19 protein-coding genes and 1 pseudogene are annotated in these 19,534 nt (G+C 29.3%); 19 read left to right on the top strand and 1 reads right to left on the bottom strand.

Annotated elements, in window-relative coordinates; all coding sequences use genetic code 11:
* Positions 1 to 6: 6 nt before the first annotated feature.
* From B8978_RS01980 to B8978_RS01890, 19 genes and pseudogenes are all read left to right on the top strand, one after another.
* Positions 7 to 2,196, top strand: coding sequence for a stage V sporulation protein D (locus B8978_RS01980; RefSeq protein WP_084113602.1), 2,190 nt, complete (start codon positions 7 to 9; stop codon positions 2,194 to 2,196).
* Between the two features lie 94 nt (positions 2,197 to 2,290).
* Positions 2,291 to 3,739, top strand: coding sequence for a UDP-N-acetylmuramoyl-L-alanyl-D-glutamate--2,6-diaminopimelate ligase (locus B8978_RS01975; RefSeq protein WP_084113601.1), 1,449 nt, complete (start codon positions 2,291 to 2,293; stop codon positions 3,737 to 3,739).
* On the top strand, positions 3,740 to 5,125 hold the full coding sequence (locus B8978_RS01970; RefSeq protein ID WP_084113600.1) for a UDP-N-acetylmuramoyl-tripeptide--D-alanyl-D-alanine ligase: 1,386 nt from the start codon (positions 3,740 to 3,742) through the stop codon (positions 5,123 to 5,125).
* Positions 5,126 to 5,140: 15 nt separating this feature from the next.
* Positions 5,141 to 6,097, top strand: a complete 957-nt coding sequence (gene mraY, locus B8978_RS01965) for a phospho-N-acetylmuramoyl-pentapeptide-transferase (RefSeq protein ID WP_084113599.1) — start codon at positions 5,141 to 5,143, stop codon at positions 6,095 to 6,097.
* Positions 6,098 to 6,204: 107 nt separating this feature from the next.
* Positions 6,205 to 7,320 (top strand): putative lipid II flippase FtsW, encoded by a 1,116-nt coding sequence (ftsW, locus tag B8978_RS01960; RefSeq protein WP_084113598.1) that lies wholly within the window; start codon positions 6,205 to 6,207, stop codon positions 7,318 to 7,320.
* A 137-nt stretch (positions 7,321 to 7,457) separates the two neighbouring features.
* Entirely contained in the window at positions 7,458 to 8,216 is a 759-nt protein-coding gene (locus B8978_RS01955) for a cell division protein FtsQ/DivIB (RefSeq protein WP_084113597.1), read from the top strand.
* A 12-nt stretch (positions 8,217 to 8,228) separates the two neighbouring features.
* The gene (locus B8978_RS01950; RefSeq protein ID WP_084113596.1) at positions 8,229 to 8,963 is read left to right on the top strand and encodes a DUF881 domain-containing protein; all 735 of its coding nucleotides are present in this window, start codon (positions 8,229 to 8,231) and stop codon (positions 8,961 to 8,963) included.
* A 13-nt stretch (positions 8,964 to 8,976) separates the two neighbouring features.
* On the top strand, positions 8,977 to 9,315 hold the full coding sequence (locus B8978_RS01945) for a small basic family protein (protein ID WP_084113595.1): 339 nt from the start codon (positions 8,977 to 8,979) through the stop codon (positions 9,313 to 9,315).
* 12 nt (positions 9,316 to 9,327) lie between these two features.
* Entirely contained in the window at positions 9,328 to 10,056 is a 729-nt protein-coding gene (locus B8978_RS01940; protein ID WP_084113594.1) for a DUF881 domain-containing protein, read from the top strand.
* A gap of 106 nt (positions 10,057 to 10,162) precedes the next feature.
* Positions 10,163 to 10,846 (top strand): annotated as a pseudogene (locus B8978_RS01935) (YggS family pyridoxal phosphate-dependent enzyme); the annotation flags it as partial.
* Between the two features lie 12 nt (positions 10,847 to 10,858).
* Positions 10,859 to 11,320 carry a cell division protein SepF gene (locus tag B8978_RS01930; protein WP_084113592.1) on the top strand — a complete coding sequence of 154 codons (462 nt, stop codon included), beginning with the start codon at positions 10,859 to 10,861 and terminating at the stop codon, positions 11,318 to 11,320.
* A gap of 24 nt (positions 11,321 to 11,344) precedes the next feature.
* On the top strand, positions 11,345 to 12,115 hold the full coding sequence (locus B8978_RS01925; RefSeq protein WP_084113591.1) for a YlmH family RNA-binding protein: 771 nt from the start codon (positions 11,345 to 11,347) through the stop codon (positions 12,113 to 12,115).
* Between the two features lie 14 nt (positions 12,116 to 12,129).
* Positions 12,130 to 12,741: a DivIVA domain-containing protein gene (locus B8978_RS01920; protein WP_084113590.1), complete on the top strand. Its 612-nt coding sequence runs from the start codon at positions 12,130 to 12,132 to the stop codon at positions 12,739 to 12,741.
* Between the two features lie 57 nt (positions 12,742 to 12,798).
* Positions 12,799 to 13,491 (top strand): 5'-methylthioadenosine/adenosylhomocysteine nucleosidase, encoded by a 693-nt coding sequence (locus tag B8978_RS01915; RefSeq protein ID WP_084113589.1) that lies wholly within the window; start codon positions 12,799 to 12,801, stop codon positions 13,489 to 13,491.
* Between the two features lie 67 nt (positions 13,492 to 13,558).
* Complete coding sequence (locus tag B8978_RS01910) at positions 13,559 to 14,164, top strand: TraR/DksA C4-type zinc finger protein (RefSeq protein WP_084113588.1); 606 nt, start codon at positions 13,559 to 13,561, stop codon at positions 14,162 to 14,164.
* A 49-nt stretch (positions 14,165 to 14,213) separates the two neighbouring features.
* Positions 14,214 to 14,660: a signal peptidase II gene (lspA, locus tag B8978_RS01905; RefSeq protein ID WP_084113587.1), complete on the top strand. Its 447-nt coding sequence runs from the start codon at positions 14,214 to 14,216 to the stop codon at positions 14,658 to 14,660.
* Positions 14,660 to 15,580 carry an RluA family pseudouridine synthase gene (locus tag B8978_RS01900; protein ID WP_084113586.1) on the top strand — a complete coding sequence of 307 codons (921 nt, stop codon included), beginning with the start codon at positions 14,660 to 14,662 and terminating at the stop codon, positions 15,578 to 15,580. The genes lspA and B8978_RS01900 overlap by 1 nt, the downstream gene beginning before the upstream one ends.
* A 154-nt stretch (positions 15,581 to 15,734) precedes the next feature.
* Positions 15,735 to 16,271 carry a bifunctional pyr operon transcriptional regulator/uracil phosphoribosyltransferase PyrR gene (gene pyrR, locus B8978_RS01895; RefSeq protein ID WP_084113585.1) on the top strand — a complete coding sequence of 179 codons (537 nt, stop codon included), beginning with the start codon at positions 15,735 to 15,737 and terminating at the stop codon, positions 16,269 to 16,271.
* Between the two features lie 55 nt (positions 16,272 to 16,326).
* Positions 16,327 to 17,646 (top strand): solute carrier family 23 protein, encoded by a 1,320-nt coding sequence (locus tag B8978_RS01890; RefSeq protein WP_084113584.1) that lies wholly within the window; start codon positions 16,327 to 16,329, stop codon positions 17,644 to 17,646.
* 30 nt (positions 17,647 to 17,676) lie between these two features.
* On the opposite strand, the gene B8978_RS01885 is transcribed toward B8978_RS01890, so the two are convergent.
* The gene (locus B8978_RS01885) at positions 17,677 to 19,395 is read right to left on the bottom strand and encodes an Rqc2 family fibronectin-binding protein (RefSeq protein WP_084113583.1); all 1,719 of its coding nucleotides are present in this window, start codon (positions 19,393 to 19,395) and stop codon (positions 17,677 to 17,679) included.
* Between the last annotated feature and the right edge of the window lie 139 nt (positions 19,396 to 19,534).

Here is a 19,534-nt window from a genome sequence, read left to right as displayed (position 1 = left end):
TCTTAGTTGGTAAAAAAGAAATATAGGGACAAGGTTATTATAAGAATTAGGTTGGTATTCATATTGACTTTTTTTATAGTGATTTTTGCCCTTTTAATTTGTCAATTGTTTAAAGTTCAAGTTATTTTGTCACCGAAGTATAAAAAATTGGCAATTGAACAATGGACAAGTGAGGTTAAAATATCTGCAAAACGTGGCAGAATATTAGACAAAAATGAGAATGAACTTGCTGTAAGTGGAAATGTTTATAGAATAGATTTAGATTTAGATACAATGAGAAGTTATCTTAAAAAAAATAATAGTATAAATATTGAAACTTTAGCAGAGAAACTTGCAAATGACATAGGGAAACCTAAAGAGGACGTAAAGAAAATTTTAAATTACAGATTACCTAGTGGTGCAGCTGCTGGTTCAGCAACACTTATAAGACGAATACCAAAAGAAGAAGCTGATAAGGTAGCTAGCCTCAAAGTAGATGGCATTATAATTTCGCCAGATACAAAGAGATATTATGTAAATGATAATCTTTTGTCTCAGGTAATCGGCCATACTAATTCAGATGGAAAAGGATTGACGGGTGTAGAGCTTCAGTATGACAATTACTTATCAGGAATACCAGGAAGAAGAATTGCAGAGATAGACAAAAACAGCCCTAATTTAGACTATACGGTTTCAGAATTTTCTAAACCTCAGAATGGTAAAGATGTTGTTCTTACCATTGATGAAAACATACAAAAGATTGCTGAAAAAAATGCTCAGCAGGCGCTTACTGATAATAAAGCAAAAGCTGTTTCTATTGTTGTGGAGAATCCAAGTACAGGAGAAATCTTAGCTATGACTAATAAACCTGACTATAATCCTAATGATCCCTGGGAGAAAGGAAAGAGTTCTGATGAACTTCAAAAGGAATGGAGGAACAGAGCTGTAAGTGATGCCTTTGAACCTGGTTCTATTTTTAAGGTAATAACTTCAACTGCAGCAATGGAAGAAAAGGTTGTTAAGGAAGATGATAAATTTAATTGTAATGGAAGCATAGTTATTGCAAATAAAATTATTCATTGTTGGAAGAGAACTGGACATGGGGCAGAGACCTTTGTAGACATAATAAAAAATTCTTGTAATGTGGGTTTTGCTATACTTGGACAGAGACTTGGAGCAGAAAATTTAAATAAGTGGATTAACATATTTGGATTTGGACAAAAGACAGGTATTGATTTACCTGGGGAAGCTAAGGGAATTATAAAGGCAACTAATAAAATAGGGCCTGTAGATCTTGCAACAATTGCTTTTGGTCAAGCTAATACAGTTTCAATGGTTCAATATTTAAGTGCATTTAATACTATAGCAAATAATGGTGTATGGGTAAGACCACACGTTATGGAGAAAATTGTACACTACGATTCTAATAATAAGGAAATAGTAGATAAAAAATATGATAACTATGGTGAAAAGAAGATTGTAGATCCAGAGGTTGCAAAAAAACTTCGTGGATATCTAGAAAAAGTAATTTCTGAAGGTGGAGGTAAAAAAGCATTTATTGATGGATATCAAATAGCAGGAAAAACAGGAACAGCTCAAAAACCAAATCCTAATGGTGGTGGCTATGAATCAGGAAAGTACATAGCTTCCTTTGCAGGGATGGCTCCAGCAAGCAATCCTAAGGTTACTGTCTTAATCTCTATAGATGAGCCAGATCCTTCAAATTATTATGCTGGACAAATTGCTACACCAGTTGCAAAACAAATGTTTAGTGATATATTCAACTATCTTAATATAAAAGTTGATGCATCAAATAATGATGTATTAAATAGTATGTTAAATGATGTCGTAGTTCCAAATGTTAGAGGAATGAAAAGTCAAGATGCGTATAAGCTTTTAAAAGATAATAATTTAGCATTTGATCAGCTTCAAGGGGCGGATACTATTACAGATATTTCACCTGTGCCTGGTGCTACAGTAAAAGAAGGCTCAAAAGTAATACTTTACACTGGAACCACACCTAACTATAATAGTAATGTAGAAGTTCCAGATTTATCAGGATTAAGTAAGGATAAAGCGGAAAAACTTTTAGAAAATTTAGGCTTAAAGGCTAATTTTTCAGGAACAGGAATTGTTACAGATCAAGATGAACCTGAGGGCACTAAAGTTCAAAAGGGAACTACAATTAATTTGAATCTAGAAATTACAGGAGATTAAAAAGGCTACCCTGAAATTTTAAAACTATGAGTGGCTGTCTAAAAATGTTTAAAATCATTTTTAGACAGCTCATTATTTGAATAGGAGTGATAACGTGAAATTAAGTAATATACTAAGAGGTATCCAATATGAGGTCATATGTGGGGACTCTGAAGTAGAAGTTAATGAAATTCAATATGATTCAAGAAAATTAAAGAAAAATGATTTATTTGTATGTATAGAGGGCTATAATACAGATGGTCATAAATATATTAGTAATGCTTGTAAAAGTAAGGTATCTGCAATAATTTGTACAAAAGTGCCTGAAAGTTTACCAGAGTGCACACTTATAAAGGTTAGTGAAAGCAGAAAAGTTTTAGCACTTATATCTGCGAATTATTACGGACATCCAGAAAAGAAGCTTAAATTAATTGGAATAACAGGAACAAATGGAAAAACAACTTCTACTTATATGATGAAGAAAATTTTAGAATCCACAGGTGAAAAGGTAGGACTTATAGGAACTATAGCTAATTACATAGGTGACGAGAAGATTGAAGCTAGTAGAACAACACCAGAATCATTAGAATTATTTCAGCTATTTAATAAAATGCTTGAAAAGGGCGTTAACTATTGTGTTATGGAAGTATCATCACATTCATTATATCTAAATAGAGTTTATGGAATTGAATTTAATGAAGGTGTTTTCACAAACTTAACCCAAGATCATTTGGATTTTCACAAGACTTTTGAAAATTACTATAATGCAAAGTTGATTTTGTTTAAAAATAGTAAAAATTGTATAATTAATATGGATGATAAATATGGGAAAAAAGTATATAGTGACTTAGAAAATAATAAAATAACATATGGTATAAATGAAAATGTAGACTTGAAGGCAGAAAACATAAAACTACATTCAAGGGGCATTGAATTTGATATGAAGTATCTAGAAAAATCTGTTCATATAAATTTAAATATACCAGGAAGATACAATATTTATAATGCATTAGGAAGTGCTGCTGCTTGTATGTTAGAAGGGCTTACTATGGAACAGATAAAAACAGGTATTGAATCTTTAAAGGCTGTTCCAGGAAGATGTGAAGCCTTTGAATCTGATAAAAAATTAGATTTTGATATAATTATTGACTATGCACATACACCAGATAGCCTTATGAATATATTAAAAACAACAAGAGAATTTACAAAAAACAAACTTATAGTTGTTTTCGGATGTGGTGGAGATAGAGATAGTTTGAAAAGGCCAATAATGGGAGATATCGGAACTTCCATGAGTGATATAGCAATTATAACCTCAGATAATCCAAGATCTGAAGAACCAATGAAAATTATAGAAGACATAATTAATGGCGTAAAAAAAGATAATTATATTAAAATTGAAGATAGAAAAGAAGCAATTAAAAAAGCAATAACCATTGCAGAAAAAGGTGATGTTATTGTTATTGCAGGAAAAGGTCATGAGGACTATCAAGTATTAAAAGAAGGCAAGATTCATTTTGACGAAAGAGAAGTTGTTGCAGAAATATTAAAGGAGCTGTTTTAATTGGAATACATTGCACTAAATGACATTTTAAATGCAGTAGAAGGTAAAATTTTAAAAAAGGGTACTAATGATAAGTTTAATCATATTAGCATAGATACAAGAAAAGTAGAAAAAGATGGAATATTTATTGCAATTAAAGGGGAGAAATATAATGCAAATGAGTTTTTGCCTGATGCAATACGAGCTGGTGCAGCACTATGCATTATAGAAGAAATAAAATATGAAGATAAAGATTTAAATGAAAATACGTCAATAATAATTGTTGAAAATACAAGAAAAGCGCTATTAAAGCTTGCAGAGTTTTACAGAAGTACATTAGATATAAAAGTAGTTGGAATTACAGGTTCTACAGGTAAAACTTCCACAAAAGATATGACATATTCCATTTTAAGTGAAAAATATAAGGTTTATAAAACACAAGGAAATTACAATAATGAGATTGGACTTCCACTTACTATATTTTGCCTAGATAATTCTTATGATATAGCTGTATTGGAAATGGGTATGAGTAACTTCTTTGAAATTCACAATATGGCAAAAGCAGCAAAACCAGATTTGGCACTAATTACAAATATAGGAATATCCCACATTGAAAATTTAAAAACTAGAGAAAACATATTAGGTGCAAAGCTTGAAATTACAGACTATTTTAATGAAAAGTCAAAATTAATATTAAATGTTGAAAATGATATGCTTAGATCTGTTAAAAATGATGGTAAAAGCTACAAAATTATTAGATGCGGAATAAGTTTAGAAGCTGATATAAAAGCAGATAATGTACGTTTAGGAGAAAATTTTGTGATTTTTGACGTACTTGAAAAAAACACTTTGGTATATAAGGATTTCAAAATAAATGCGCCAGGAAAACATAATATTTTAAATGCACTCCTAGCTATTGAAGTAGGCAGAAGTTTTGGGCTAACTTATGATGAGATGAATGAGGGAATTAAGAAAATGCAGATGACATCTATGAGATTAGATATTTTAAAAGGTAAAAAATATACTATTATAGATGATTGCTACAATGCTAGTCCAGATTCCATGAAAGCAGCAATTGACGTATTACATAATATTAATGCAAAAAGAAAAATTGCAATTCTAGGGAGCATGAGAGAACTTGGAAACGAAGCATATAATGCACATAAAGAAGTTGCAGCTTATGCAAAGGATAATTCAGTAGATTTTCTAATTGTTTTAGGAGAATTTTCTTCAGCATATACAGACGGATTTAAAAACACAGATAAAATGAAATGTTTCGATTCAACAGATAGAGCTATAGAATTTATAAATAAATTTCTAGAAGATGGTGATGTAATACTTGTAAAAGCTTCTAGAGCAATGAAATTTGAAAAAATAGTTGATGACATCAAAGAACTTAACAATTAGAGGGGAGAGATATAGATGAGTGCAATGATATATTCCGTTCTAGTGGCATTTTTAATTTCTTTGCTTCAAGGACCGATAATAATTCCGATACTTCACAAATTGAAATTTGGACAAAATATAAGAGAAGAGGGACCTAAAAGTCATAGAAAAAAAGCAGGTACACCTACTATGGGCGGAATTATATTTATAATTACTACTGCTGTTACTATGCTTATCATGAATAATAATATAATGAAAAACAAAAATGCTATATTTGCTTTTGTGTGCTTTTTTGCATTCGCAGTTATAGGTTTTCTAGATGATTTTCTAAAAATTATACATAAGAAAAATGAAGGACTAACAGCAAAACAAAAGGCATTATTACAACTAATAGTATCCATTGCAATTGCATATTATGCCTATGTAAACTTTGGTACAGATATATACATACCATTTTTAAAAACGTCACTTACACTTAATCCAGTTGTATATATTGTCTTTGTAGTATTTTATTTTGTTAGTGTAACTAATGCTGTAAATTTAACTGATGGATTAGATGGCCTTGCTACATCAGTTACACTTCTTGTAATGACATTCTTTGCAATGGTAAGTTTTGCTTGGCACAGTTATGAACTTGCAATATTCTGCTCAATATTAGCAGGAGCATTACTTGGATTTTTAAAATACAATGCATATCCTGCACAGATATTTATGGGGGATACAGGCTCATTAGCACTAGGTGGAGCTGTGGCAAGTGTAGCACTAATACTAAAATTTCCATTATTGGTTATAATAGTTGGTGGGATATATGTTTTAGAAGTGTTGTCAGTAGTTATTCAAGTTACTTCTTTTAAATTAACAGGTAAAAGGGTATTTAAAATGGCACCGATACATCATCATTTTGAGCAACTTGGATGGCATGAAACAAGAGTTGTTTCAGTATTTTGTATAGCAACAGTTATTTTGTGCCTTATCTCATTTTTAGCTTTATAAATCGTTATCCAGAGAGAGAGACGTAGCAGCCGTTATCTACAACTTCGAAGAGGATGGGATTGTTACCGATGGTAGCCATCGGATAAATAATATTGAGGAGGTTTCTTATGAATAAACCAAAACTTTTACAAAAGGTAGAGGTTGACTTTGTTTTATTTGCAACTGTTCTTTTGATTTTAGCTATAGGTGTAATAATGGTATATAGTTCTAGTTCATATATAGCATTAAATAACCCGGACATACATGATGATATGTTTTATTTTAAAAAGCAGGGGTTGTTTGCAATAATAGGTATTATAGTTATGCTTATTATGGAAAAAATGGATTACCACAAATTAAAAAAAGTGACTAATATTTTGATTTTGGTTACTATATTTTTATTAGGCATTGTATTTCTTTTTCCAGCGGTAAATGGTGCGAGAAGGTGGATACAGATTGGTCCATTACCATCTATTCAACCTTCTGAAATAGCTAAGTATGTAGTAGTAATCTTACTTGCGAAGGGAATAGAAAAAAATGGTGAGAAGATTAAAAAATTCTTTCCAACGGTGTTTGTATACCTTTTAACAGCTGGATTTTTTGCAGGTTTTGTATACATAGAAAAAAATCTGAGTATTGCAACTGTCATAATGGTCGTAAGTTTGATTGTAATATATGTTGGTGGAGCAAAAGGATGGCAACTTTCCGCTATAATATTTTCACTAGTTCCGTTAGGATTTCTTTTCATTTTAATTGAACCATATAGATTAAATAGACTTAAAACTTTTCTAAATCCAGCATTGGATCCTAAGGGAACGGGATATCAATCTATTCAATCATTATATGCATTAGGTTCAGGTGGGCTTGCGGGGGTTGGACTTGGCCAATCAAGACAAAAATGCTATTATATTCCAGAACCTTATAATGATTTTATATTCTCAATTATTGGAGAAGAACTGGGACTTATTGGATGTGTAGTGATTATAATATTATTTTTGATTTTAATACAAAGAGGCATAAAAATTGCAATTCACGCAAAGGATGTATATGGAACTTTACTTGCTGTTGGAATTACTTCAGTTATAGCAATTCAGGCTATGCTAAACATAGCTGTTGTAACTGGGGCAATACCAGTAACTGGCGTTCCACTTCCTTTCATAAGTTATGGTGGATCTTCACTAGTAGTAAATTTAGCAGCTATGGGTATACTTTTAAACATATCTTCACAGACACAGAGAAAATAAGTATAGCATTGCGTTTGCAATGCTATATTTATTTTAAATATATTTAGAACAAACTAATATTTGTTAAATGGTTTAAATAATATTTATTATATGGTATCATTAAACATAGTTTAATTATTCATTAAAAAGGTGAGTGTATGGAAAATAGTAAAAATGAACTTATTGAAAAAAGAAGAAAAAAAATAAGAAGAAAAAAAATAATTGTTGGGATGGTATTTTTAATTGCAATATTAATTACACTTAGTATAAAGCTGCCCTATTTTAAAGTCAAAAATATAGAAGTTTATAATAACAACAGAGTTGTTTCAGATAAAATAATTAAAGACTCGGAAATAAACAAAGGTTCAAATATTTTTTATATTAATACAAGTAAAATAAAAAATAATATATTAGAAAACCCTTACATATTATCTGTAGAAGTAAAAAGAAAACTACCTGATTCAATAGATATATATGTCCAAGAGAGAAATGCAGTTTTTTATGCAGAAAAAGGTAAAAAATATGTTATAATTGATAAAAATGGCATATGTCTTGAAATAGCAGATAATATAAATAATATGAATCTAATAAAATTAATAGGGATAGACACCTCCAAGGTTACAGTTGGAAATACAATACCAGTAAGTGATAAGAGGCAATTAAATACTATTAGTACAGTAACAGATATTGTATCTTCTAATAGCATATGCAAAAATATTAAAGCTTTGGATATTCAAGATGAAGTTAATATAGTAGCCTACTATAATAACATAAAGATAAAACTTGGATCTAATGATAATATGCTTAATAAACTTAATAAAGCAATAAATATAATAAATGGTGAAAATCTCACAGCAGCAAATGGTTATGTCGATGTTAGCTATAATGGAAATCCAGTGTATTCAATTGATAAGTAGGGGGATAAAGAAATGAGAAAATTACGCTCGCAGTTAGCGGTTGCAGGTGTATGCTGTATATTGGGTTTTATGCTAGCTTATCAATTTAGAATTATAAATTTTCAAGAAACAAAAATAAATTCACAGGTAGATACCTCTCAAATTACAGTGGAAGTTGACCAGCTAAAAAAAGAAAAAGATGATTTAAATAAACAAATTAATGATCTTCAAAATAAAATAAAACAATATCAGGATTCGGCAGCTAATAAAAGTGATTTGAATAAGCAAATAGTTAAGGATTTGAATAATTTGAATCTTATAACAGGAAATACAGATGTGAAGGGACAGGGAATCACTATAACAATAACTCCCAAAAATAATATGTTTTCTGCAGATATAACAAGTTCTAGTGATGTTATTACAGATAAAGATTTAATCGATTTAGTAAATGAACTTAGATTTGCAGGCGCAGAAGCAATCTCAATTAATGATATAAGGATACTGGCAGACACGGGAATAAAGACTTCTGGAGGCGTAACTAATATATTTTTAGGTACAAAGGATAGAATTTCACCTTATGAAAAAATTGTAATTAAGGCAATAGGAAATAAGGATAAATTAAATTCAGCTATTGTATTTCCAGGTGTTTTAGATGTTATTCCTTCATCAAGCTATACTGTTGATGCTCCAGAAAAAAGCTCAAGTATTGTGATTTATAAGTCTAATGCAGTAACTAATTTTCAATATGCAAAACCTGTAAATAAGTAATAGGAGGGGTATTATGATAGCATTTTTTGGACTATTTATAGGTATAATCATAGGTGTATTATGGAACGTACCGATTCCAGATCAGTTTTCACCTTATATGTCCGTAGCAATTTTTGCTTGTTTAGATTCAGTTTTTGGTGCTATGAGAGCAACACTTGCAAAACAATTTAGATCGGATGTTTTCATATCAGGTTTCTTTGGAAATGCCTTTCTTGCAGTAGGATTGGTATATTTAGGAGATAAACTTGGAATACCTATTTATCTTGCAGCAGTAATTGTTTTTGGAAGTAGAATATTTAATAATTTTGCTATCATAAGAAGAATGCTTTTAGATAGACCTAAATCACATTAATGAGGTGATTATATGAAAAACAATGAGGCAACTTTTTTTGTATTTATAGCTTGCATTATATTAGGAATTTTGATTACTTCTAATTTGAATTTTAATAGAGAAACAAAAAATGTATTTCTTAATTCAAAGCAATATCAAGAACAATATAATTATAAAAACAATTTAACTAGTGAAGTTGATGAATTAAAAAATAAATATATGGACTTATCAGATAAATTTCAACAACTTAAAAACAATAATGATCAAAAAAATGAGACAGATGTAATTCAAAATGAACTTAATAATCTAAAAGCTGTCTCAGGTGAGACTGATTTATTAGGACCAGGCATAGTTATTACTATAAATGATGGTACTGATAAGTTTGAGGGAAAAGTAGTACAATCAAATGCAGATTTACAAGGACTTATACATAATTATGATATAAGTTATATAGTAAATGATTTAAAATCAGCAGGTGCAGAGGCAATATCAGTTAATGACCAGAGAATTGTTAACACAAGTGAAATTTATTGTACTGGACCATTTATTAGAATCAATGGAGTTACTGTAGCTTCGCCATTTTATATCAAAGCAATAGGAAATAAGGATAAATTAAAAGATTATATGATGGCTGATACTAACTACTTATATATGTTATTAAATTATAGAGGTATTCAAGGTACTGTTATAAAAAACGATAATATAAAAATAGGAGCTTATAATAATTCTATTAATCACCAATATTTAAATGATAAAAATTAATTTTTATTATAAATTTATTAAATAAATTAAATTTTTTATATTATTATGAAGGATTTTTTTGTTTTATGAAGAATAGTACCTATAGTAAAAAAATTATCATGATTATAAGGAGACGTTTAATTTGTCAATATCAGAAAATATCATTAAGCTAAAAGAAGAATTACCTAAAAATGTTACCTTAATAGCTGTTTCTAAAACTAGAAGTGTAGATGAAATTAAAGAGGCAGTAAAACTTGGTATGCATGATTTTGGTGAAAATAAAGTACAAGAGCTAATTGACAAAATAGATTGTTTTGATTCCTCAATTAGGTGGCATTTAATTGGCCATTTACAAACTAATAAAGTCAAATATGTTGTTGGAAAAGTTTACTTAATTCATTCTCTTGATAGTGTGAAATTATTAAAAGAAATTGAAAAAAGGTATGCTTTGAACAATTTAACTGCTAATGTTCTAATTCAAATAAATATTGGCAAAGAAGAAGCAAAAACTGGTATATATCTAGATGATTTACCAGAACTTTTAGAAGAAATAGAAAAATGTAAGTATGTAAAAGCCAAAGGAATTATGACAGTAATTCCTAAAGGTAATTACGAAGAAAACTGTAATTATTTTAAAAAAGTAAATGATATTTGGCTAAAATTGAAAAATGAAAAATATACAAATATTTCAATGGACTATTTATCGATGGGTATGACGCATGACTATAAAGCAGCAATAAGTCAAGGCTCAAATATGATTAGAATAGGTGAAGGTATATTTGGAAAAAGAAATTATAATAACAATAATTAGGAGGTAATTAAAATGGCTAAAGTATTAAACAAAGTTATGGGAATATTAGGACTTGATGATGGTAACATAGACGATTATGAGGAAGAATCAAGTAATGATGAAAAAGCTTTTGAAAGGGAATATGAAGAAGAAATTGATGAACCTATTGTGAGCAAAAGAAATAGCAAAGTAGTAAATATTCATACAAATGCTACCATGAGAGTGATTATATCAAGACCTAAAGACTATGACGAGGCAACTACAATATGTGATGAATTAAAGAATAGAAAAATAATTGTAGTAAATGTAAGTGACCTTGAACCTAAAATTGCTCAAAGACTTTTGGATTTCATGGGAGGAGCAAGTTATGTTCTAAATGGAGAACTTCAAGAAGTTGAAAAAAATGTATACATATTATCTCCTTCAAATGTAGAAGTTACAAATGAACTTAAAACTGAGATTTCAGGAAAAGGTATGTTTGCTTGGACAAAATAGATTTGAAGCTAGGAAGAGATTAAATTGAACAAGTTAGAATTTTTAAATTGTATTAAAAGTAATGATGAGGTATTTATATCAAATATTTTTGAAAAAATAAGCTTAGCACAAAGAACAGGTGCTACAATATATACCAATGAATTTTGTACTCCAGATATATGGAAGAAAACTGTAGGATTACAGAACCTTTTAGGTATTAATATTAGTAGCTGTGGCATTTTTAAAAGTAGTGAAAGACAAATGCTTGCGTTTTCAAGTGATATTGTGGAATATTTTCCAATTAAGCTTATTAAAATAGAAAATAAATCTAAGTTTAATAATGTAACTCATAGGGATTATATGGGGGCAATAATGTCTCTTGGAATTTCAAGAAAAAAACTTGGAGATTTTGTTGTTTTTGATAATGAGTGTTATGTTGCAACTAGTGAAGACATATGTGAATATATAATAAATAATCTTACTTCCATAGGTAGATATCCATGTAAGGTAAGTGAATATGATTCATATATGGGGGAGATTCCGGATATAAAATTTGAGGAAATCAGTTTAATTGTAACATCACTGAGATTAGATTGTTTGATAAGTGAGATATGTAATACGTCAAGAAGTAAAGCTTTAACACTTATAAGTAATGGAAGTGTCCTAGTAGATTATGATGTTAACAGGGAAAAAAGTTATCCTGTAAAGTATGGTGATACAATAACAATACGAGGTTATGGCAAGTATAAAGTTGTCTCTGATACTGGAATCACAGGACGTCAAAGGATAAAGCTTCTTATAAAAAAATTTGTTTAGTCGGGGTGGTAAATATGAGATTAACTTCAATGGACATAAATAACAAAGAATTCAAAAAAAGTTTAAGAGGATATGACCAAGTAGAAGTTGATGAATTTTTAGATCAAATATCTGAAAGCTATGAAACTTTATATAAAGAAAACTCAACTTTAAAAGAAAAAATAGCTGTTTTAAATGAAAAATTAGAGCACTATGCTAAGATAGAAGAGACAATACAAAACACTTTGATTTTAGCGCAAAATGCTGCTGAACAAGCAAAAGAATCAGCAAAAAAGGAAGCAGAACTTATACTTAGAAATGCAAATGAAACATCTCAGAGAATTATTGATAAATCAAATACAGAAGTAATAAAGATAACAACGGATTATGATAAAATAAAACAAGAGTTTATAAAATTTAGATCAAAATATAGAAATTTCATGAGTACTCAAATGGATATGTTTAATGATTTAGAAATGGACTTTCAAAAAAATTATAATGTAGCAACTACTGAAGATATTGAAGAAAAAAGTATAGAACTGCCAAGTGATGAAGTTATAACAAATGACTTTAAGCAAATTGAAGATAAAGAAGAAAGTTTCAACAATGATTTAAATGAGATAAAAAGTTTTTTTGTAAAGGAATAACAAATACAATCTCACTCTAGTAGTGAGATTTTTTATTGACTAGGAGGAGACATAAAAATGAGTATTGGAATAATTGGAGCAATGGACGAAGAATTAGAATTATTATTAAAAGAAACTAGAATAATAAAAAAAGAACGTAAGGCAAATATGGAATTTAATTTTGGAGAGATTTTTTCAAAAGAAGTCGTAATTGTAAGATGTGGAATAGGAAAAGTTAATGCTGCAATATGTACACAAATATTAATAGACGATTTTTCAGTAGAAAAAGTAATAAATGTAGGAATTGCAGGTGGAATAGGAAAGGATATATATCCTGGTGATGTGGTTATAGCAGAGAATCTTGTTCAACACGATATGGATACTTCTGCATTTGGTGATAAAATAGGACAGATACCTAGAGTTGACACATACGATTTTAAATGTGATGCTGAACTTATAAATTTGGCTAAAAAAGCTTGTGAAAGCTTTGAAGTAAATAATTATTTTCAAGGTAGAATAGTATCAGGAGATCAATTTATTGCTAATGTAGATAAAATAAACTGGTTAAATGACAATTTTAATGCATTGGCTTGTGAAATGGAAGGTGCAAGTATAGCACAAGTTTGTTATTTGAATAAAATACCATTTGTTGTTATAAGATCTATTTCAGACAATGCAAACAATGGAGCACATATGGATTATGAGAAGTTTACACCAATTGCGGTTAAAAACTCTACTTATATAATAGAAAATATGCTTAAATTAATGTAATAAAAATTTTTTCTTTTGGCAAAATAACCTGTAGGTGCATGTATTTAAAAAGGAGTGACAGGTTATTATGGAAAAAGAAAGGTTACAATTTTTTAGAGAAAAGCTTATTAAAGAAAAGGAAAGAGTAAATTCACTTTTAGCTTTAATGATTAAAAATGAAACTATTAAATCTAAAAATGAAGTTTCATCAGAACTTTCATTTTATGATAATCATCCAGCAGATATGGCAACTGAACTAAGTGATATAGAGAGAGGTATGGCATTTAAGGAGAACGAGAAATCTATATTAAAAAAAATAGATAATGCACTTAATGATATTGATAATGGAACCTATGGAGTATGTAAATCTTGTAAAAGAGAAATTAATGAACAGAGATTGGAATTTATGCCTTATGCCGAATGCTGTACAGAATGTCAAAATAAGCAGAATAGTTTAAAACAAAGAGAAATATATGACAGGCCAGTAGAGGAAGAAGTTTTAGGTTACCCTTTTGGCAAAGGATATAGTTCGCATAAATATGATACGGAATTTGATGCTGAAGATAGTTACAGAGCAGTAGGAGATTACAATAAACTTCATAATATAGAAGAATATTATGAACCTGATCTTGATTATGTAGAACCTATAGAAAAGATAAGTAATGAGCAATACAAAAATCAACTTCCAGATTAAATTAAGCGGGATTTTCCCGCTTAATTTGTAGTTGTTTAGGAGGATATTAATGGAAATATTTATAATCTTAATAGTAAATGTTATTGATAGAGTTACTAAAATGTGGGCATCAAAAAGTTTAATTAATGGAAATGATGTAGTTGTAATAAAAAACATATTTAGTTTCTCTTATTTAGAAAACAGAGGAGCTGCCTGGGGAATTTTTCAAGGTAAAGTAAATTTTCTTCTAATAATAACACTTATTATTATTATTGGAATGGTAGTTTATTTGCTGAAGTATAAACCTAAAAGTAAACTTATAAGAATAAGTTTAAGTTTAATAATAGGTGGAGCTTTAGGAAATATGTTTGACAGAGGTTTTTATAAATATGTAGTTGATTATATATATTTTCACTATAATGATTTATATAGCTTCCCTACATTTAATTTTGCGGATATGAGTGTTGTAGTTGGAACAATATTATTAGTAGTATGTTTAATAAAGGATGAAAAATAATGAATTTTTTTGAATTTAAAGTGGAAGAAAATGAAGAAGGTACAAGGCTTGATGTGTATATTAGCAGTAAACTAGAGGACAAGTCTAGAAGCTATATTCAAGATGTAATAGAAGCAGGAAATGTAAAAGTAAATGATAAGCAAAAAAAGAGTAATTACAAACTTAAAATAAAAGATTATGTTACTCTTATAATGCCGGAAAACAAAGAACTTGAAGTTGAAAAAGAAAACATAACTCTTGATATTTTATATGAAGATTCTGATGTTATAGTAGTGAACAAACCTCAAGGAATGGTTGTACATCCAGCACCGGGAAATTTAAGTGGAACTTTAGTAAATGCTTTATTGTTTCATTGCAAGGATTTATCTGGTATAAATGGTGTAAATAGACCAGGTATTGTTCATAGAATAGACAAAGATACATCTGGAATATTAGTTGTTGCCAAAAATGACAATGCACATCAGAAACTTGCAGAACAATTAAAAGAACATACAATGACTAGAGAGTATATTGCATTAGTTGAGGGCGTTATTAATAGTGATGAAGGAACTGTGGATGCACCACTTGGAAGACATCCAGTAGACAGAATTAAAATGAGTGTTATAAAAAATGGCAGGAATGCAATAACTCATTTTGAGGTACTTGAGAGATTTAAGGCAAATACGTTAGTCAAATGCATATTAGAAACAGGTAGGACTCACCAAATTAGAGTTCATATGACTCATATAGGACATCCAATTGTTGGTGACCCAGTATATGGTTATAAAAAACAAAAGTTTAAGTTAGAGGGACAATTGCTACATGCAAAAAAGTTGGGATTTATTCATCCATCTAGTGACAAGTATATGGAGTTTGAAAGTCAAATGCCAAATTATTTTACAAAAGTAATTAATGTTTTAAGAAATGAGTTGAAAAAATAGATGGTTTATGATATCATCTATTGGATAAAACCTTTAAATGAACCAGAGAGTTCATAAGGCTTAAATTTTATATTTTTTTGTTATTTAAGTCTTAACCTCTTTTTGGTTAAGACTTTTTTGTGTAATTAAAATTATGTGTGGAGGAGGGTAATCAATGGAATTAAAAGCCTTGTTGCTGGATGAAAAAGCAATGGAAAGAACATTAACTAGAATATCTCATGAGATTATAGAAAAAAATAAGGGCGTGGAGAATTTAGTCCTAATTGGCATTAAGAGGCGAGGTATACCAATCGCAAAGAGAATTTCTGAAATGATAAAAGAGATTGAAGGGAATTCAATAGAAACAGCAAGTGTAGATATTGCACTTTATAGAGATGATTTAAGTTTAATTGAAAGCCAACCAATTGTAAGTAACAATGAAATTGAAGTTGACATTAAAGACAAAAAAGTAATTTTAGTTGATGATGTTCTATATACAGGAAGAACTGCAAGGGCTGCAATTGAAGCTGTTATAGATTGTGGCAGACCTAAGACAATACAACTTGCGGTGTTAATTGATAGAGGCCACAGAGAGATTCCTATAAGAGCTGATTATGTTGGAAAAAACGTACCAACATCAAATAGTGAAATGGTTTCTGTAAAAGTAAAAGAAATTGACGATAAAGATTCAGTAAGCATTTATGAGCTATAATTCACATTAAAATAGTATAATTATGCTTAGACATTTAAACTAAAGGAGAAATTTTATGAATAAGATTATCAATGTAGAGGACAGAATGCCAGTAATAAAAACCCTACCACTTAGTTTTCAGCATTTATTTGCAATGGTAGGTTCTACAATACTTGTACCAATACTTACTAAAATGAACCCTTCCATTGCACTTCTTTGCAGCGGAATAGGGACTCTACTATATATATTATGTACTAAAGCAAAACTTCCAGCATATATAGGATCTTCTTTTGCTTTTATTGGACCAATTGTAGCAGTTTCAGCTAAATACGGTGCAATGGATAAAACTGGATTAGCATCTATAGGAGCTGTTTCTGGTGGAGTAATTTCTGCAGGAATTGTATATTTAATAGTTGCACTTTTAATAGCTATATTTGGAATAGGATGGCTTAACAGAGCACTTTCATCAATTGTAGCAGGATCTGTTGTAATTGTAATAGGTTTGGGGCTTGCTGCAACTGCAATAAACTGGGCAGGACTAAATGCAAGTTATAGTGATCCTTCACTTTTAAGTGTACCTAGATGGGCATGGATAACCGTTGCAATGATAACATTGTTAGTAGGAATAATAGGATCAATGTATTTTAAAGGGTTTTTAGGAGTAATTCCAATTTTAATAGCAATGCTTGTAGGTTATATTGCTGCACTTGTACTTGGAGTTGTGCCTAATTCTGTGTTACATGAAATTGCCACAACGCCAATATTTAAATTACCTAACGTGGCTATTGGAAAGGTAGCACCAAGATTTAGCTTAGATATAATTTTATTAATGGCTCCAGTTTCTTTTGTAACTCTAGCAGAACATATTGGGCATGTATATGTAACAAATAATGTGGTTGGAAGAGATTTTACTAAGGATCCAGGGTTACATAGATCAATTCTTGGTGATGGAGTAGCCACTATAACTGCAGGACTTTTAGGCGGACCACCGAATACCACTTATGGAGAAAACATAGGAGTTATGGCAATAACGAAAATTTATAGTGTATGGGTTATTGGATGGGCTGCAATAATAGCTATTGTATTATCATTTATAGGTCCGGTATCTGTCTTTATTGAAAATATACCATTACCAGTTATTGGAGGAGTAAGTATATTATTATTTGGAATAATAGCTTCCTCTGGATTTAGAATTTTTGTTGATAATAAAATAGATTTTGGCAAAAAGAGAAATCTTTTAATATCTTCAGTAATTATAGTTTTAGGAATTGGTGGAGCTGCATTAAATGTACCAGTCGCAGGAAACACTATTCAAATTTCAGGAGTTGCCTTAGCAACAATAGTAGGAATAATTTTAAATTTAATTTTACCAGAAAACAGTAAAAGTGAAGAATAATAAAGGTGGCTTGATTTCAAGCCACCTTTATTATTCTTCTAGTTTTTTAGGAATTATATTTATTGTCTTATTGGTTAGATAAATAACCATTCCAGGTTTTGCACCAGAAGGTTTTTTTACATTTTTAACTTCTGTATAATCAACTGATGCTGTAACAGATTTTTTAGCTTTACTGTAATATGCTGCAAGTGCAGCAGCTTCTTCTAAAGTTTTATCTGGCACATCTCCATGATTTTTAACAATGACATGGGAACCAGGAATATTTTTTGTATGCATCCATATATCTCTTTTATCAGCAAATTTTAAAGTTAGATAATCATTTTGAAAATTATTTTTTCCAACATATATGTCAATGCCATCGCTTGATATAAAATGAAGGGGCTTAGACATTTTCTGTGCTTTTGTTTTATGCTTTTTATTAAATTTAATATATCCAGTGTCTATAAGTTCTTTTTTAATTTCTTCTATTTCACTATAAGCTTCGCAGTTTTTTATGTTTACTAAAACAGATTGCAGATAATCCATTTCCTCAGAGTTTGATTTTAATTGTACTAAGGACATTTCTTCTGTTTTCTTTAATTTATTATATTTTTTATAATATTTCTGAATATTTTCAGATGGAGTTTTGTTTGGATTAAGTTTAATTACAATCTCTTCTAAATTATCACTATAGTAATTTTGTAAAGTTATTTCGCTCTGACCTTTTTTTATAGAATATATGTTAGCAGTTAAAAGTTCTCCATAAAGTTTAATGGTATCCTTATTTTTGCACTCCTTTAAATTTTCATCTAATATTTGTTCTTTTTTAAGACATCTTTCTAAATTTGTATGAACAATTTTTTGAAGATCAGCACTATAATTGTTTAATCTTTCAAACTTATCTCTCTCGTGATAAAAGCTTTCAAGTAGCTGTGAGGAGGAAGCATATTCAATTTCATCATACCCATCTAAGTGTTTTAAAGCAATACAAGAAAAGTCCTTAACTATTCCATTTTTAGCATAGGAATAAAAAGAAAATTTACAATCTTTAATGTCATTAAAAAAACTTGTTACATTTTCATAAAAAACCTGTAGGTTGCTTTCATTTAACGTAGAGTTAAACCTAAAATAAATCTCTTTTGAAAGTGTTTTACTAACTCCAGTAAAGATATTCAAAGCAAATTTTTCATCAAAATTTATTTGATTTGTATGAATAAAATTAAGAAAAGCATCTTTAGAAAAATCAAAAGGATTTAACTTTTCACTTTCAGGTGGATATACGTATAGAATACCTGGATATAGAGACCTATATCTATTTATTTCAGGTGTAATGTGTTTTATACAATCCATAACAGTATTGTCTTTTTGTCGTATTAAAGTAATATTGCTGTGTCTACCCATGACTTCTACTATAAGTGAATAAGAACTATTAAAGCCAAATTCATCAGTATTTTCAAAATCTAAAATTATTACTCTGTCTGTTGAAAATTGTCTTATATTTATTAATCTAGCGTTTATAAGATATTTTCTTAAAACCATACAAAACATTGGTGCTGTAAGAGGATTTGTTTTACTATCTTCAGTAATATGTATTTTGGGATAGCTTGAACTTGCACTAATTAAAAGTTTATAATTTTTGTTATGATTTCCTCTAATTAAAAGGCTTAATTCATCTTTTTCTGGCTGATTAACCTTACTTATTCTGCCAGGAAGAAGTTTATCTTTAAGTTCACTTAAAATACTATATATATAAATGCCGTCTAATGCCATTATTATCATCCTTTCGTATTAAAAAAGTAAATTTTTATTAATTTTGTCTAAAGTGGTGTACATTAATAGCAAAATTTATTATTATTAATTATAGAACTGAATATTAATAGTATTTTATTAAATAGCTGTTAACCTTATT

This window comes from Clostridium acidisoli DSM 12555 (assembly GCF_900176305.1).
Lineage (GTDB): Bacteria > Bacillota > Clostridia > Clostridiales > Clostridiaceae > Clostridium_I > Clostridium_I acidisoli.
This window is presented reverse-complemented; position numbering and strand designations above follow the sequence as displayed.